The following is a 16,634-nucleotide window of genomic DNA, read 5'->3' on the forward strand; positions in this document are numbered from 1 at the left end:
CGAAAATAAAGGCGCAATGTCTAACAGGGCGAGGGGGTTTGAATAAGAGGAATTATCGTTTGCTTGATTCAGCGCAAATGCAAAACCCTGTAGGAGCTGCCGAAGGCTGCGATCTTTTGACCTTGCTTTTAAAAAGACAGAATCAAAAGATCGCAGCCTTCGGCAGCTCCTACAATGGGCCGTGTACGACAGGGATGAAAAAGGCGACCCGAAGGTCGCCTTTTTTTGACGCGGACGCTGTGATCAGAACTCGTGATCAGCGTTGTCCGGGTTCAGGTCGCTGATGCCCAGTTTGCCGGCAGCGGCTTCGATCGAACCGGTCTGCTTGACCAACGATGCGATGGCGTCGCGAACGATCTGGTTGCCAGCGGTGTTACCGGCCGCGATCAACTGGTCGTAGTGCTCACCCTTGTTGGCGTGATCAACGATGACCTGCATCTTCGCTTCGGTAGCAGCCAGGTCGGCTTTCAACGCGGTGTCGGCAGCCGGGTCGGCTTTGACCACCAGCGACGACAGGCTGGCGCCGGTCATCTTGGTGCCGTCAACGCGGGTGTATTCGCCCAGGTAGACGTTACGAATGCCCTTGGCATCGTAGAACTGCGAGTTGTGCGTGTTATCGCTGAAGCAGTCGTGTTCGTCTTCCGGCGAGTTGGCTTCCAGGGAAACCTTCATGCGCTCGCCCGCCAGTTCACCCAGCGACAGGCTGCCCATGCCGAACAACATTTTGCGCAGGCCGCTTTCGCCTGGCTCGGCTTCCAGCGTGGCGCGGTAGTTGTCAGCCACGTTCGGCTTCCAGTTACCGACCATTTCTTCCAGATCGCTGACCAGCAGTTGGGTCACGGCTTTCAGGTAAGCGCGACGACGATCGTTGTGACCGCCAGTGGCGCCGGCGCCTTCGAGGTAGTCGGAAGCCGGACGGTTACCAGCGCCAGGGCCGGTGCCGTTCAAGTCCTGGCCCCACAGCAGGAATTCGATGGCGTGGTAGCCAGTTGCAACGTTGGCTTCGGAACCGCCCAGCTCATTGAGGCTGGCGAGTTTTTCCGGGGTGATGTCTTTGACATCGACCTTGTCTTCGCCGACCTGGATTTCAGTGTTGGCGATGATGTTGGCGGTCGCGCCCGGGTTACCCAGTGCGTGCTCGTAGGATTTGTCGACGTAGTCGATCAGACCCTCGTCCAGTGGCCAGGCGTTAACCTGACCTTCCCAATCGTCAATGATGGTGTTGCCGAAGCGGAACACTTCGCTCTGCAGGTAAGGAACGCGAGCAGCGATCCAGGCTTCGCGAGCGGCTTTCAGCGTGTCGGCGTTCGGCTTGGCGAGGAAAGCGTCGACGGCGGTTTGCAGGGTTTTCGCGGTAGATTCGGCATCGCTGTAAACGGCGAAGACCATGTCGGCGTAGTGCGCGACCACAGCCTTGGCGGCGGCTTCGTCGACTTTACCGGCAGCGGCAGGAGCAGCCGCAGGTGCGGTGGTGCTGGCGGCTGGAGTCGGCGTGGCCGGTGCGGCGGCCTTGTCTTTACCTTCGCCGCAACCGGCGAGGGAAATAGCGATGGCCAGCAGACTGGCGGTAGCCAGAGGCATACGAATCATGGCGAACATCCTGCTTCGGTGGTTTATGGGACAGGCGCGGGGGTGCGCAAAACTGCGACATAATGCAAATCTTTCGCATTATGTGTAAAGGGTTGTGGCTGGAAATATTTCTTATTTACGCAGGGATTGGTGTAGATCAAAAGATCGCAGCCTGCGGCAGCTCCTACAGGGGAAGCGCATTACAAATGTAGGAGCTGCCGAAGGCTGCGATCTTTTGCTTTATAAAATAGCTGCGTTACTGCGCTGCGCCTGTTTGAGATAAACGCTCAACTCACGCGCCGGCAGCGGCTTGCTGTAGAAGTAACCCTGACCTTCGTGGCAGCCTTCGGAAATGATGTAGCTTTCCTGTTCGGCGGTTTCCACGCCCTCGGCAATCACCTGCATGCCCAGGCTTTTGCCCAACTGAATGATCGCGCGAACGATGGTCGCATCGTCGTCGTCATCAAGCAGATCCTGGACGAAGCTCTTATCGATCTTGATCTTGTCCAGCGGCAGACTTTTCAGATAACTCAGCGATGAATAACCGGTACCGAAGTCGTCGATGGCGATCAGCGCACCGGAACGGCGCAGGCTCAGCAAGTGTTGCGCAGCAGTGCTGATGTCTTCCATCAGGCCGGTTTCGGTGACTTCCAGTTCCAAACTGCGCGGCGGCAAGCGGTACATCTGCAGCAGGTTGTTGACCACGCGCGGCAACTCGGCGTGGTGCAATTGCACGGTGGACAGGTTCACCGCCATGCGCAGGTCGGCGAAACCCTGATCGTGCCAGTCGCGCAATTGCTTGCAGGCCTGATCCAGTACCCACTCGCCAATCGCGATGATCGTGCCGTTCTGTTCCGCCAGTGGAATAAACAGATCCGGCGGTACCAGACCGTGTTCCGGATGCTGCCAGCGAATCAGCGCTTCGACGCCGACCACGCGGTGATCGCGGTAGCTGATCTGCGGTTGATAGACGAGGTAGAACTGATCGCGCAGCAAGGCATCGCGCAGATCTTTCTCCAGCTCGCGGCGACGGCGCATCTCGCTGTCGACGCTGGCGATGTAGAACTGATAACGGTTGCGCGAGCGGGTTTTGGCCAGGGTCATGGTCTGCTCGGCTTTCTGCAACAGCTTCTCGGTGCTGTCGCCATCCTCCGGGAACAGAGTGATGCCGATGGTCGCGCGCAGACGGATTTCCTGATGGTCGAGGGCGAACGCCGCTTCCAGATCATCCAGAATGCTTTGCGCCAGTTCCGCCGCTTCGTAAGGCTGTTCGATATCGGCCTGTACCAGCGCGAATTGGTCGCCACCCAAACGGGCGAGGGCGCCGAGACGGCCGCTGTGGGCGCGCAAGCGATCGGCCAGTGCCAGCAGCAGTTGGTCGCCGGTCTGGTAGCTGAATTGTTCGTTGATGCCTTTGAAATCGTCCAGCCCTACGCACAACACCGCAACGCGACGTTGCAGCTTGCCGGCGTCGACCAGGATTTTGTCGAGTTGCTGCTGCAATTGCTGACGGTTCGGCAAACCCGTGAGGAAGTCGTACTGGGCCATGCGCAGCAGGCTGTTTTCAGCTTCGTGGCGCAGGTGAGTATTACGTTCGATCGATTCCAGTAATTGGTTAGCGGTGTTGATCCAGAGGCCCAGCTCGTTTTTCTCATGGCCCTTGAGCTGCGGAATCTTGTGTTCGCTGGGGCGATCCGGGTTGATCTCGGTGAGGTGCTCGATGATCCGCGACAGTGGTTTGGTCAGTAGCCAGTGATAAACCAGATACAGCACCAGACCCATGGCCAGTGCACGCAATACGCCGGAGATGAAAATGATCACCGAACTGACGATAAAACCTTCGCCATAGGTGGCAGTGTCGAGGGTGATGCTCAAGTCGCCGTAATACTCGCTATAGGGCCCGCGCCCCACCAGTTGCGTGGTGAAGGTGCGCTCCTGACCGAGGATCAGGTCGGTCAGCCAACGGCTGTTGGAATGCTGCAAGTCGCGGGATTTCTGCGCGAGCATGGCTTCGTTGGGATGACCGATGGAGGCCTGGCGCACGGCATCGTCCTGGAACAGGCCCTCGATCACCTGCATGCCCATCTCCCGATCAAGGCTGTAAACCGCCTGGGTCGAGGGGTCGCGGAACATGTCGAGGATGCGTTCGGCGTCGCCGGCAACCGCTTGACGTGTTTTATAGGCATCGAAAACGATCTGCGCGCAGCTCAAGACCACGCCGACGATCAATGCCGACAGGAGCACGACCCGGAGCAACTTCACCGACAAGCTGTTCTTGAGTTCCAGCTTCAAAGGGTTATTCCTTAATCCGTGCGGGTAGCGTCAAGTTGCCATGAGTATTGGCAATCCCGTGTTGGCAGTCAAAGGGACAATCAGGCCCCGAATGAATTACCCGTGGCGTTGGCCGAAATGCTGCTCTGTGGCGTCTTCGCCCGATTAGTACTGTGTCGGTTGTAGGGGCCCTCAACTTGAGCGCTGTCTGACAATTTTTCCTTTGATTGATGTTAGCCCTCTGCGCCACGGCAGCAAGCGGCGTGAGGCTGCATTTTCTGTGGGAGAAACGCCATTTTCACGTAGGAGCTGCCGAAGGCTGCGATCTTTTGATCTGAAATACCATCCGGCCAATGAGTCGCGGTCATCAAGGGCTCGATTTCCCCACAGTTCAGCGAGTCTCTCCCGCCAAAGAAAAGTCGGAATTTCCCTACGCACAATGCGGAATCGGCCTGCATCCGTGCTTGAGTTCGCTCGTCAAAGTCCGCTGTTTTGCAGAACAGTGCACGGACGTGACCAGACTTATCCCTCAACGCGAACTCCACGGCCAGCAGGTACTCGACACCCATCAAGCCATGGACATCTTTCGAGAGGCACTCAACCGCCCAGATGAATTGCCGGGCTTCGACAATCTGCTCAATGTAATGAATCTCAATCATTCCAATTACCTGCAAGGCGCCAACCAGAGAAAACTCGGCGAAGCCATCAGTAATGGTGAGTGGGTTGTGGTGAAACCACGTGTTGTCGCGAATAACAGCGGTGCTTCCTGGAACGCCTTCAAACCCAAATCAGAACCACCACCCGCCGAGCATCTGGTGGAAGACCACGCCTACACCTTGCCGCCACCGGCTGAGTCGGGCTTTCACATTGTCCAGAAGCCCATGAGCCGCGAAGCGCTGGAGCGAGCGCTGTATGAAACGACGCCTGGCGATGCATTGCGCCGCGAGTTCCGTTCGCTAAACCGTCATTTAAGTGAACAGGTCAAACCGGGGCAAATGGTCATCTTCAGTGACTCGCGCAACTACATGTGCCGACGCGAAGAGGCGCAGATGATGGCGGCAGCGGAGAAGGTGAATGAAGCGCTGAAGGATCTGACGGATGAAGAAGCTTCTTTCATGGTTGAGCATCATCAGGTGATTGAGCCGTTTTTGGGTGTTTCTTCCGGAGCATTGGGCGTTGCATCGTTCATGGTGGGGCAGCACATGGAAACGCTCAATAACACGCTTAAAGAACTGGAGCGCTTACACATCGAGCAATACCGCCAGTATGGCAATCTCCATTCCGTGGGTTTTTTTGCGCAACGCAAAAGGCTGATGAAGAAGCTTGATGTCGGTTTGGGGACGTTGGTTCGAAAGACAACAGGCATTCCGGATCACCCGAAGCTTAAACGCGCACTAGGGTTGTCCACGCAAAGAATCGTGCACAACTGGAACAAAGCTGGAGCATCAACTCAACTGCCGGGGTATGCGACACATATTGAAGGCGTGGCGCGTGCATCGAAATACATGAAAGCCGGTGGTTATGTAGCAATTGGTCTGGGAGCTGGATCTGCGGCGATGAAAATTCACGAAGCGTGCCGAAGCGGGCGCGAAGAGGAATGTCGCAGGGCGAGATTCATAGAGGGAGCGAAGCTGTCTGGAAACGTTCTAGGCGGAATACTAGCGGGCAAGTTAGCGACAACCATTGCTCCGATGACATGTGTCGCGATAGGCGTAGGAACCGCCGGAGCAGGAGGAGTCGCTTGCATGTTGGTTGTAAGTGGCATGCTCGCAGCGCAAATAGGAGATGGGGGTAGCCAGACAGGGGAACTTCTCGGCGAAAAACTATACGAGATGAACGAATAATGAGCTTCTACCGAATTTTAAGCTTGCCCACCACTTCACTTCTTAAATTGAGCCAAGTACTTCTTGCTAAAGGGTCCTGGATGCTGGGAATCAACGTTAAGGATCCATCGTGATCGCCCCACATTTTGATCTCGTCTATCTCTATTCATGGGCCGTGGTACTTCTGCTTTTCTTCCTCAGCGGGGCATTCGTGTTGTTCGCCGCCTATTTCCGGCTGGATCAGATGGAAGACCATTTCATTGCCTCCCACATTGTGGGCATTAATAGCAGAATATTTGGAAACGGCCCATTTGGGCGAATGAGAAGAGTCAGAGAAATAGGGACATTGACGGGCCGTTTGACCCATTTTCAAATGCTGGATCCGCATGCAGTCATGGAAGCAGAAATTATCCCGGAGCATCTGAAAAAGTGGGTGAGAATTCCAGACTACCTCTTCCAGCTGAGTGTGATCGGTGGCGGGTTACTCTTGCTTTGGTTGAGTACTGGTTGGATATGCGTGACTCTTTCCAGACCAGCGAGTGATCTGCAATTAATCGGTGTTGCCGGGTTAATTGCCTGTTTTTCCTTGGGCCTGATCGCTGTATTTGCAAAAGTATGGATCAGCTTTTTCAGACTGGCGCAGCTTGAGTCTCTCCTGAAAACATCGTACTTCGTCGCTCGCAATCAACGAGTGTTGGGAAACGGCGTCTACGGTCGCTACTGTCGTTTGTCTCACATTTCACAGATGCTTTTAATCGACGATGATTTTTTGTCAAAAAGTGATCCCTATGCGATGGATGAGATCGCTGCTTTCCCCTCGCATCTACGACGCCTGGTTGTTATTCCTGCGCAAATAATTGCTTATTCTTTTCTTGGATTTTTGGTCATCCACCTCGGTGGGAAAACTTTTGGAGTATTTGCCTGATACTGCTGCCGCAAATCACAGGCATAAAAAAACCCGGCCGAAGCCGGGTTTTTTGACTGGCGCGCAGCTTAAGCGGTGAAGGTTTTGCCTTCGAACTGCTCAGCAACGAACTTCCAGTTGACCAGGTTCCAGAACGCTTCGACGTACTTAGGACGAACGTTGCGGTAGTCGATGTAGTAAGCGTGTTCCCAGACGTCGCAGGTCAGCAGCGGGATGTCGCCGCTGGTCAGCGGGTTGCCGGCGCCGATGGTGCTGGCCAGGGCCAGGGAACCGTCAGCCTTTTTCAACAGCCAGCCCCAACCGGAACCGAAGGTGCCGATCGAGGTTTTGCTGAACTCTTCCTTGAACTTGTCGAACGAACCGAAAGCTGCGTTGATGGCTTCAGCCAGCGCGCCGGTTGGTTGACCGCCGGCGTTTGGTGCCAGGCAGTTCCAGTAGAAAGTGTGGTTCCAGACCTGAGCGGCGTTGTTGAAGATACCGCCCGAGGAAGTCTTGACGATTTCTTCCAGGGTCTTGCCTTCGAACTCGGTGCCTGGCACCAGGTTGTTCAGGTTCACGACGTAGGTGTTGTGGTGCTTGTCGTGGTGGTATTCCAGGGTTTCCTTGGAAATGTGCGGCTGCAGGGCATCGTGTGCGTAAGGCAGCGGCGGCAATTCGAAAGCCATGATGATTCTCCTAATCAGGTCTGTTGCGGTGAGCGCAAGGCCGATCACGGGCGGCCAGAAATGCACCGGCGAGTTTTTACTCTTTGCGGCGCAGGGGTTGGATCATAGCACCGGGGTTGCGCCATAACCACGCAACAACTGTGTGGGATAGAGGTTCCAGAGCCTTTTGGAATAAATCAGCTGGCGATAATTAATTGCCCGGCCACCGTGAACATCATCAACGCCACCACCAGATCGAGAATTCGCCACGTGCTCGGCCGTGCCAACCACGGTGCCAGCCATGCTGCGCCGAGCGCCAAGGTGAAAAACCACAACAGCGAAGCACTCGCAGCACCGACCACATAAGCGCCTGGCACCGATTGCTGCGCGCCCAGCGAACCGATCAGTAAAACCGTATCCAGATAAACGTGCGGGTTGAGTAACGTCACCGCCAACGCGCTGAGCATCACCGCACGCAGCGAACGCACGGTCTGATTCTCGCCCTGATTCATGCTCTGTTTCGAGCACGCCCGGCGCAGCGCCTGGCTGCCGTACCAGATCAAAAACGTCGCGCCGCCCCAACGGGCGATCGCCAGCAGCGTCGGGTTCTGCGCCAGAATCGTCGCCAAGCCGAACACGCCAGCGGCGACCAGCAGCGCATCGCACACCACGCACAATGCCGCCACTGGCAAGTGATGCTCGCGACGCAGGCTCTGCGCCAATACAAACGCGTTTTGCGTGCCGATCGCCATGATCAGCCCGAACGCCACCAGCAGGCCGTTCACATAGCTTTGCCACATAACAATTACTCCGCGTTGGCCGCCAGATCGCGCAGCACTTGCATCGCGCGTTCGGCGTCGGCCTGACCGACAAACAAATGATCGTGGTAGTAGCCGGCAATCACGTTGCAACTGATCCCGGCCTTGCCCAATGCCGTGGCGAACGCGGCGGTGAGGCCGATGGCTTGCAGCGCTGAATGCACGTTGAGGGTGATCCACGCGGCGACGTAGTCGAAGCTGAAACCAGCCTGTTCAGCGTGGGAACGTTCGAGAATCACCGTCAGACCTTCCTGCTCGCGGAAGCTGCCGACGGTCTCCAGACCTTCCGGCAATTTGTTGTCGCGCAGGGTGCAGAACACGTATTCGCCGGCGTTGAGTTGCGGGCTCATGCTGCGCAACAAGGTTGTGAGGGAGGTTTCGCCAGCCATTGCAGTGTTCCTTGATAAAGAGTGCTTGCTGGCTATTCTCCGGGCGAAACCTGTATAAGAAAAACCAATAGTGCTGATCGCTCATTAGGAAAACTGATGTTCGACTACAAATTGCTGTCTGCTCTGGCCGCCGTGGTTGAGCAAGCCGGATTCGAGCGCGCCGCGCAGATTCTCGGGTTGTCGCAATCGGCGATCTCGCAACGAATCAAACTGCTGGAGGCGCGGGTCGGCCAGCCGGTGCTGGTGCGCGGCACGCCGCCGTCGCCCACGGAAATCGGCCGGCGTTTGCTCAACCATGTGCAGCAGGTGCGTTTGCTTGAGCGCGACCTGCAAACCCTTGTCCCAGCCTTGGACGAAGAGGGGTTGCCGGAGCGCCTGCGCATTGCGCTGAACGCCGACAGCCTCGCGACGTGGTGGGCGCAGGCAGTCGGCGATTTCTGCGCCGAGCAACATTTATTGCTGGATCTGATCGTCGAAGACCAGACCGTCGGCCTTAAACGCATGCGTGCCGGTGAAGTGGCCGCGTGCTTGTGCGCCAGCGAACGACCGGTGGCGGGTGCGCGTAGCGTGTTGCTCGGCGCGATGCGTTATCGCGCGCTGGCCAGCCCGGCGTTTATCGAGCGGCATTTCCCCGATGGCGTGCGCGCCGAGCAACTGCCGCGCACCCCGGCGCTGGTGTTCGGCCCGGACGATTTTCTTCAGCATCGCTATTTGGCGTCGCTGGGTGTCGACGGCGGATTCGAGCACCATTTGTGTCCGTCTTCGGAAGGTTTTATCCGTCTGACCGAAGCCGGATTGGGTTGGGGACTGGTGCCGGAGCTGCAAGTGCGCGAGCAACTGCAACGCGGCGAATTGCGCGAACTGTTGCCAGATAAACCGATCGACGTGCCGCTGTACTGGCATCATTGGCGCAATGGCGGTCAGTTGCTCGGCTTACTGACCGAGCAATTGGTGCGCGCTTCAGCACAATGGCTAGTGCCTTGGAAACAGCTGTAAGCGTCAAGCTGCAAGCGGCAAGTTGTGGGCTTGCGCACCGTTTTTACTTGTAGCTCGAAGCTTGACGCTCGCAGCTGCTTTTCTGTTGGAGTTGTGCATGAAAATTCTGGTCACCGGCGCAAGCGGCTTCATTGGCGGACGCTTTGCGCGTTTCGCTCTGGAGCAGGGCCTGGACGTGCGGGTCAACGGGCGCCGGGCCGAAAGCGTCGAGCATCTGGTACGCCGTGGCGCCGAGTTTGTGCCTGGCGATCTGAGCGATGCCGAGCTGGCGCGCGAACTCTGCAGCGATGTCGAAGCCGTGGTGCACTGCGCCGGGGCCGTCGGGCTGTGGGGGCGCTATCAGGACTTTCATCAGGGCAACGTGCAGGTCACAGATAACATCGTCGAAGCCTGCCTGAAGCAGCGCGTCCGGCGGCTGGTGCACCTGTCGTCGCCGTCGATCTATTTCGACGGCCGCGACCACCTCAACCTGACCGAAGAGCAAGTGCCCAAGCGTTTCAAACATCATTACGCCGCGACCAAGTATCTGGCCGAACAAAAGGTTTTTGGCGCTCAGGAATTTGGGCTGGAAACCATCGCCCTGCGCCCGCGTTTCGTCACTGGCGCCGGCGACATGAGCATCTTCCCGCGTCTGCTGAACATGCAACGCAAGGGCCGTCTGGCGATCATCGGCAACGGCCTGAATAAAGTCGATTTCACCAGTGTGCAGAACCTCAACGAAGCGATGCTCAGCAGTCTGCTCGCCGCCGGTTCGGCGCTGGGCAAGGCCTACAACATCAGCAATGGCGCGCCCGTGCCGTTGTGGGATGTGGTCAATTACGTGATGCGCAAGATGGAAGTCCCACAGGTCACCAAGTACCGTTCCTACGGGCTGGCCTACAGCGTCGCGGCGCTGAATGAAGGCGCGTGCAAACTCTGGCCGGGGCGCCCGGAGCCGACGCTGTCGCGTTTGGGCATGCAGGTGATGAAGAAAAATTTCACCCTCGACATCAGCCGCGCGCGGCATTATCTGGACTACGATCCGCAAGTCAGCCTGTGGACGGCGCTCGATGAGTTCTGCGGCTGGTGGAAAGCCCAGGACATTCGTTGAGCTCACTTGGTCGGCCAGCACTGAACCGCGCCCTCGGTCGAGGGTCAATGCCTGCGGCTGAGCGGGTTATACTTCGCAGCATTTAGCCATCACCGCGTTTTACAAAGGTTGCCTCAATGTCCATGCGTAATGATGCCCACGACGATTTCGATGATGTGCCGAGCCTGCGTGCCGACACCTTCGACGACGATGACATTCCGACCACCGCCCGCACCACCGTGCATTCGCGCACAGCGCCAGTGGTCAAGGTCAAAGCCGCCAGCACCGGGCCGCTCTGGGCTTTGGTCGGCGCGTTGTTTTTTGCTTTCATCGGCCTGGCCTGGTGGAGCTTTCAGCAGATTTCCTTGATGGAGCAGCAACTGGTCGCGACTCAGGAAAGCTTCGCGCGGATCAGTGAAGAAGCGGCGGGGCGCTTGCAGGATATTTCCGGCAAAGTCGTCGCCAGCCAGAGCAACGTCACCAGCGACAGCGAAGCCTTGAAGTTGCAGATCAAGCAACTCGAAGAAAAACTGCTCGATCAGAACAAACAGCAGCAAGGCGTCGCGGGGCAGGCCAGTGATCTGGACAAGCGTCTGGCGCAGATGACCGCGCAGACCACCGAACAGCAGACCGCCAATACCCAGTTGCAGGCGCAGGTCAAAGCCCTGAGCGCAGAACTGGCGACAGTGAAAAGCACACCGGCGGACACCAGCAAGGTCGATACGCAGTTGAAGGCCTTCGATGCGCAGTTCAAGAGCCTCAGCGCTGATATCGCGGCGTTGAAGAAGCAAGGCAATCCGAGCGCGGCCATCGAGCGTCTGGAACAGGACATCGTTGTGCTCAAAAGCGAGCAGGACAATCGCCCGGCAGCGCCACAGGGCGGCGGTAATACCGCCGAGTTCGACGCGTTCCGCGGGCAGATGACCCGCACCATCAACACCTTGCAGGCGCAGATCCAGAACTTGCAGCAGCAGATCAATTCTCGGCCATAACTCAGATCACTTAATACGGGGGAGTCTTTGTGGTGAGGGGATTTATCCCCGATGGAGTGCGAAGCGCTCCCCTGCATTTCTTCAGCAATACCGATTGCTCAGTTTTTGGGGCTGCTTCGCAACCCATCGGGGATGAATCCCCTCGCCACAGGGACGCGTTTAGCCACAGGGCTTTGCAATCCCCTGCATCATTCTGAATATCCATACATCCGCGCAACCCGTCTACGCTCTTGAAACACCAACAAGAACGAGGGATGCGTCATGGGGTTTGTGCAAAAATTCGCCTGGCTCTGTTTGCTGATACTGACCGGGTTCGGTCAGGCCAGCGCCGCGACCGCCGCAAAAGATGACAGTCAGGCGGCCATCGCCCTGCTGGAAAAAGCGCTCGCTTACTACCACGACAACGGCGACAAGGCCTTCGCGGCCTTCAGTCGTCAGGGCGAGTTTGTCGACAAGGATCGCTACGTGTTTGTGGTCGACACCAAAGGCGTGATGCTCGCCAGCGGTGGGCCGTCGTCAGCGCTGATTGGCCGTGATGTCAGCGAAGTGCTCGGGCCGGATTTGCAGAAAGCCTTCAAGCAGGCGTTGCTGGTGCCGGAAGGCAATGGCATTCAGCAAGCCGAATACCGCTGGCAGAATTGGTCTGACGGCAAGGTCGAGCGCAAACACGTGTTCTATCAGCGCATCGGTCAGCGGATTCTGGCGGTCGGTTATTACCTGCCACGCGCCTCCGCAGAGCAAGCCAAAGCCCTGCTGGATAAAGCTGCGACGGATCTGAGCAAAGACGAGAAGGGCACGCTGACGGCGATCAATTCGCTCAAGGGCGGGTATTTGCAGGATGACCTGTATGTGTTTGTGGTTGACCTGAATACCCAGCGCTATGTTGCCCACGGCACCAATCTGCGGCTGATCAATACCGACTTCGGCAAGGTCAAGGATCCGGAGGGCAAACCGGTGGGCGAGCCGATTCTGGCGCTGATCGGCAAGCAGGATGAAGGCGAGTATGAGTATCGCTGGAAAAACCCGGTGACCGGCAAGATCGAGGACAAGCATGCCTACCTGAAAAAGGTCGGGCATTTCCTCGTCGCGGTCGGTTACTACAGCCCTTGAAGATCAAAAGATCGCAGCCTGCGGCAGCTCCTACATGAGGCGCGTCACCTTGTAGGAGCTGCCGAAGGCTGCGATCTTTTGCGGTTATTTTGCGCCGTGCTCGCGCCCGCGCAGCAGGTTGTTCGGCATGGCAATCGCCGCCGCCAATCCAAGCAACGACACCGCCGCACTCACCCACAACAAATGCCGGAACGTCACCAGCAACTCCGCGCGCAAGGCATTCTGCGCATCCCCCGGTGCCGCGTTGAGGCCGTCCAGCAAGACATTCCCGGAGTGCCCCTCACTCATCAACGAACTGCTCGCCAAGTGAGCGAAACTCGAATCCTGCAACAACGCCAGCAGCAGCGCCGACATCAACGCCACCCCTACTGCGCCGCCCAGCGAGCGGAACAGGTTGGTGGTGCTGGTGGCCACGCCGATGTCGCGCTGTTCCACCGAATTCTGCGTGCCGACCAGCGAGGTCGGGAACTGCATGCCGCTGGCAATCCCGCAGAGCAACATGAATAACCCACTGATCAACGTCGCTTCCGGAGGACTGAAGGCCATGCCCAGCACGGCAATCGGCATGAGTATCGCGCCGGTCAAGATCTGCGGTTTGTAGCGCCCGGTCACCGATGTGCGGCGACCGGCGAAGTACGCACCGATCGGCAGGCCCATCGCCAGCGGCAGCAAGTGCAACGCCGCACTGTCCGCGCCAGCGCCGGTGACGCTTTGAAAGCGCAACGGCATCAGCACGATCAAGGAAATCGCCTGAAAACTGGTGAAGAAAATCGTGCACCAGCACAGCAACGCATTGCGGTTGGCGAACAGGTGCATCGGCAGCAACGGCTCCCGCGCCCGACGTTCGTGCCAGACGAAAATCGCCAGCACCACGACCGCGCAGGCAAACAGCCCGAGCACTTCGCCGCTGCGCCACGAATGACCTTGTCCAACTTGAGTGATGCCCAACAGCAGCGCAGTCAGGCCGATGATCATCAGCACGGTGCCGACATAATCGATGATCGGTTTGCGCTGCGGAATCGGCAGCCCGCGCAAGTTGCGGTGCGCGACCCAGTAAGCGCCGAGCCCCAGCGGCAGGTTGATCAGAAACACCCAACGCCACGACAGGTATTCGGTCATGTAGCCGCCAAGCACCGGCCCGGCAACGCTGGCCACCGCGTACATGCTGCTGAAGTAACCCTGATAACGTCCGCGTTCGCGCGGCGGGACGATGTCGCCGATGATCGCCTGACTCACCGAGATCATCCCGCCGGCGCCGATGCCCTGAAGGATCCGCGCCAGCACCAGTTGTTCCATGCTTTGCGCCATGCCGCAGAACAGCGAGGCCAGGGTGAACAGGCCCATACCGAACAGCATCAGTTTGCGTCGCCCGTACAGATCGCCGAGCTTGCCGTAGATCGGCACCGCCACAGTCATCGCCACCATGTACCCGGAAATCACCCAGGCCAGCAGGCTGACGTCCTTGAATTGGGCGGAGATGGCCGGCATCGACACAGCGACGATGGTCTGATCCAGCGCACCGAGAAAGATCGCCATCATCAGCGCCACCAGCACGCTGCGAATGGCCGGTCTGGGCGTTTCGGGGTGATTGAGATTGGTCACGGGCAAAACCTGCGGGCAGTGAGAGTCCCGCAGTTCGTCAGGCGAGCGGGGATGCTCGCCAGTGTAAGTCGGTAGCAGGCTATTCGATAGCCTCATAAGGAAGTCCGACGTAATTTTCTGCAATAGTTTTTCGGCCCGCTTCTGAACTGACAAAGTAGTCCAGTTCCGAGGCACTGATGCGCTGACTGAACGCATCGTGATCATCAAAACGGTGCAGCATCGAAGTCATCCACCAGGAAAACCGCTCGGCTTTCCACACGCGGCGCAGGCAGATCTCCGAGTATTTCTCCAGCAAGTCGATACGCCCATCGCGGTAAACCTTCAGCAGAATATTGAACAATGTGCTGACATCGCTTGCCGCCAGATTCAGACCTTTGGCGCCGGTGGGCGGGACGATGTGCGCGGCGTCGCCGACCAGAAACATCCGCCCGTATTGCATTGGTTCAACGACAAAACTGCGCAGCGGCGCGATGCTTTTTTCGATCGAAGGGCCGGTGACCAGTTTCTCGGCCAATGCAACTGGCAGGCGGTTTTTCAGTTCATCCCAGAAGCGCTGATCGCTCCAGTCCGCGACGTTTTCTTCTGCCGGCACCTGCAAGTAGTAACGCGTGCGCGTCGCCGAACGCATGCTGCACAAGGCAAAACCGCGTTCGTGGCGGGCGTAGACCAACTCGTCATGCACCGGCGGCGTGTCGGCGAGAATGCCCAGCCAGCCAAACGGATAAACCCGTTCGAACACCTTCAGGCAATCCTCAGGAATCGACTGCCGCGCCACGCCATGGAAGCCATCGCAGCCGGCGATGTAATCGCAATCGACGCGCCAGGTTTCTCCGTCCTTTTCGAAAGTGACAAAAGCTTCGTCGCTTTTCATGCCGTGGGGAACGACATTGCTCGCAGAATAAATCGTCTGCGCGCCAGCCTCCCGACGAGCGGCCATCAGGTCGCGAGTGACTTCGGTCTGGCCGTAGATCATTACGGTCTTGCCGCCGGTCAACGCGTGCAGATCGATGTGCACCTGACGCCCGTCGAGCGCCAGTTCGAAGCCGCCGTGAATCAGTCCTTCAGCGTCCATGCGCTGACTCACCCCAGCCTGACGCAACAGCTCTACCATGCCTTGTTCAAGCACGCCGGCGCGGATGCGGCTGAGCACATAATCGGGTGTCTGACGTTCGAGGATGAGGGTGTCGATGCCGGCGTTGTGCAGCAACTGGCCGAGGAGCAAACCGGACGGGCCGGCGCCGATGATGGCAACTTGGGTTTTCAGCGTTTTCATTGTTTTTATGACTCGCAAGCTTCGCGCGACAATCGCCGCTGATTTATTTTTATGGATCGAGTGCTTGCATTTTTCCCTTGCGGGTCTGTCAATTGAAGGTGAAAACTGAGCCGATACCTGTACATTCTGCCAATCGGTGCGATTATCGCCCGCAAACCTCGAGGCCTGGATTGAAGTGATGAACAAGCCTGACCTGCCTTCGATTCCAGTGTTCAAGCTCTACGGTGAAAGCCTGGATTGGCCGACCCCTGACTTGCTGCACTGTGAAACCATTTCCTCCCGCAGTCGCGAACATCAATGGGAAATCAAACCCCACCGCCACGCCGATTTGTGCCAGTTACTCTTCGTTTTCAAAGGTCAGGCAGAGCTTGAAATCGAAGGCCATCGCACGCAGTTGCAGACCCCGGCAATCCAGGTTCTGCCGCCGTTATCGGTGCATGGCTTTCGTTTTTCCGAGGACGTTGAAGGCTTTATCGTCACCCTCGCCACACCGCTGATCAACCATTTGCAGGCGCAACTGGGCGACTCGGTGCACGCTTTGGCGCAGACCGAGAATTATCCGGCGGGCAAGGACGGCGATTACCTCAACAGTTTATTCACCGCGTTGCAGGCCGAGTACAACGGCCATCAACCGGCGCGGGAAATGCTCATGCATTCGCTGGTCAGCGTGATCATGGTCTGGGTCAGTCGCCAGGCAATCGTGCGGCATAACGCGAGTCAACGGCCGCAGCGTCAACGCGAATACCTGAACGGGTTTATTCAGTTGGTGGAAGAGACTTACCGTCAGCACGTGAAGGTCGAGGATCTGGCGCATCGGCTGGGGATCTCGGTGTCGCACCTTAATGGCACGTGCCGTGAATTGGCGGGGCAACCGGCGTTGCAGATCATGCACGAGCGTCAGTTGCTGGAAGCCAAGCGCTTGCTGACGTACACCAGCATGACCATTTATGAGATGTCGGAGTTGTTGGGGTTCTCCGATCCGACCAACTTCACGCGCCTGTTCCGGCGCCGGGTGGGGATATCGCCAAAGGCCTTCCGCGATCGCTTGAAGACCGAGCAGTAACCCGAAAACACCACAACCCCCTGTAGGAGTGAGCCTGCTCGCGATAGCGGTGTTTCAGTCAAAATTTATCTGAATGACACACCGCTATCG

At 57.8% G+C, this 16,634-nt stretch carries 14 protein-coding genes; 7 read left to right on the plus strand and 7 right to left on the minus strand.

Going from position 1 to position 16,634, the window contains the following annotated elements:
• Window positions 1-243: 243 nt before the first annotated feature.
• A complete protein-coding gene (locus tag QMX93_RS24565) occupies window positions 244-1,590 on the minus strand; it encodes an imelysin family protein (RefSeq protein ID WP_053123360.1) in 1,347 nt (448 codons plus the stop codon).
• A gap of 219 nt (window positions 1,591-1,809) precedes the next feature.
• Window positions 1,810-3,861, minus strand: coding sequence for a bifunctional diguanylate cyclase/phosphodiesterase (locus QMX93_RS24570; RefSeq protein WP_053123358.1), 2,052 nt, complete (start codon window positions 3,859-3,861; stop codon window positions 1,810-1,812).
• Window positions 3,862-4,304: 443 nt separating this feature from the next.
• Here QMX93_RS24570 and QMX93_RS24575 point away from each other — a divergent pair, with 443 nt between their 5' ends.
• On the plus strand, window positions 4,305-5,684 hold the full coding sequence (locus tag QMX93_RS24575) for a hypothetical protein (protein ID WP_282358265.1): 1,380 nt from the start codon (window positions 4,305-4,307) through the stop codon (window positions 5,682-5,684).
• Window positions 5,685-5,793: 109 nt separating this feature from the next.
• Window positions 5,794-6,588 (plus strand): hypothetical protein, encoded by a 795-nt coding sequence (locus QMX93_RS24580; RefSeq protein WP_282358266.1) that lies wholly within the window; start codon window positions 5,794-5,796, stop codon window positions 6,586-6,588.
• Window positions 6,589-6,656: 68 nt separating this feature from the next.
• On the opposite strand, the gene QMX93_RS24585 is transcribed toward QMX93_RS24580, so the two are convergent.
• From QMX93_RS24585 to QMX93_RS24595, 3 genes are all read right to left on the minus strand, one after another.
• Window positions 6,657-7,253 (minus strand): Fe-Mn family superoxide dismutase, encoded by a 597-nt coding sequence (locus QMX93_RS24585; protein WP_282358267.1) that lies wholly within the window; start codon window positions 7,251-7,253, stop codon window positions 6,657-6,659.
• 176 nt (window positions 7,254-7,429) lie between these two features.
• Window positions 7,430-8,032, minus strand: a complete 603-nt coding sequence (locus QMX93_RS24590) for a LysE/ArgO family amino acid transporter (RefSeq protein ID WP_158953292.1) — start codon at window positions 8,030-8,032, stop codon at window positions 7,430-7,432.
• Between the two features lie 5 nt (window positions 8,033-8,037).
• A complete protein-coding gene (locus tag QMX93_RS24595; protein ID WP_282358270.1) occupies window positions 8,038-8,439 on the minus strand; it encodes an ACT domain-containing protein in 402 nt (133 codons plus the stop codon).
• Window positions 8,440-8,535: 96 nt separating this feature from the next.
• Here QMX93_RS24595 and QMX93_RS24600 point away from each other — a divergent pair, with 96 nt between their 5' ends.
• The 4 genes from QMX93_RS24600 to QMX93_RS24615 all read left to right on the plus strand — a co-directional run bounded on the left by QMX93_RS24600 (window position 8,536) and on the right by QMX93_RS24615 (window position 12,606).
• A complete protein-coding gene (locus tag QMX93_RS24600) occupies window positions 8,536-9,435 on the plus strand; it encodes a LysR family transcriptional regulator ArgP (RefSeq protein WP_053123347.1) in 900 nt (299 codons plus the stop codon).
• Window positions 9,436-9,532: 97 nt separating this feature from the next.
• Window positions 9,533-10,525, plus strand: coding sequence for an NAD(P)-dependent oxidoreductase (locus QMX93_RS24605; protein WP_282358271.1), 993 nt, complete (start codon window positions 9,533-9,535; stop codon window positions 10,523-10,525).
• 116 nt (window positions 10,526-10,641) lie between these two features.
• The gene (locus tag QMX93_RS24610; RefSeq protein ID WP_282358272.1) at window positions 10,642-11,496 is read left to right on the plus strand and encodes an ATPase; all 855 of its coding nucleotides are present in this window, start codon (window positions 10,642-10,644) and stop codon (window positions 11,494-11,496) included.
• A gap of 261 nt (window positions 11,497-11,757) precedes the next feature.
• A complete protein-coding gene (locus QMX93_RS24615; RefSeq protein ID WP_282358273.1) occupies window positions 11,758-12,606 on the plus strand; it encodes a cache domain-containing protein in 849 nt (282 codons plus the stop codon).
• An 84-nt stretch (window positions 12,607-12,690) separates the two neighbouring features.
• Here the strand turns inward: QMX93_RS24615 and QMX93_RS24620 are convergent, their stop codons facing one another.
• Together QMX93_RS24620 and pobA are read right to left on the minus strand one after the other, a co-directional pair.
• Window positions 12,691-14,208, minus strand: coding sequence for an MDR family MFS transporter (locus QMX93_RS24620; protein ID WP_282358274.1), 1,518 nt, complete (start codon window positions 14,206-14,208; stop codon window positions 12,691-12,693).
• Between the two features lie 79 nt (window positions 14,209-14,287).
• Window positions 14,288-15,481, minus strand: coding sequence for a 4-hydroxybenzoate 3-monooxygenase (gene pobA / locus QMX93_RS24625; RefSeq protein WP_282358275.1), 1,194 nt, complete (start codon window positions 15,479-15,481; stop codon window positions 14,288-14,290).
• 178 nt (window positions 15,482-15,659) lie between these two features.
• Between pobA and QMX93_RS24630 the strand changes: the two genes are divergently transcribed.
• Window positions 15,660-16,544 carry a helix-turn-helix domain-containing protein gene (locus QMX93_RS24630; RefSeq protein WP_053123335.1) on the plus strand — a complete coding sequence of 295 codons (885 nt, stop codon included), beginning with the start codon at window positions 15,660-15,662 and terminating at the stop codon, window positions 16,542-16,544.
• The last annotated feature ends 90 nt before the right edge of the window (window positions 16,545-16,634 follow it).

The sequence above is a fragment of the Pseudomonas sp. PS01303 genome, from assembly GCF_029959385.1.
In the GTDB taxonomy this organism is placed as follows: domain Bacteria; phylum Pseudomonadota; class Gammaproteobacteria; order Pseudomonadales; family Pseudomonadaceae; genus Aquipseudomonas; species Aquipseudomonas rustica.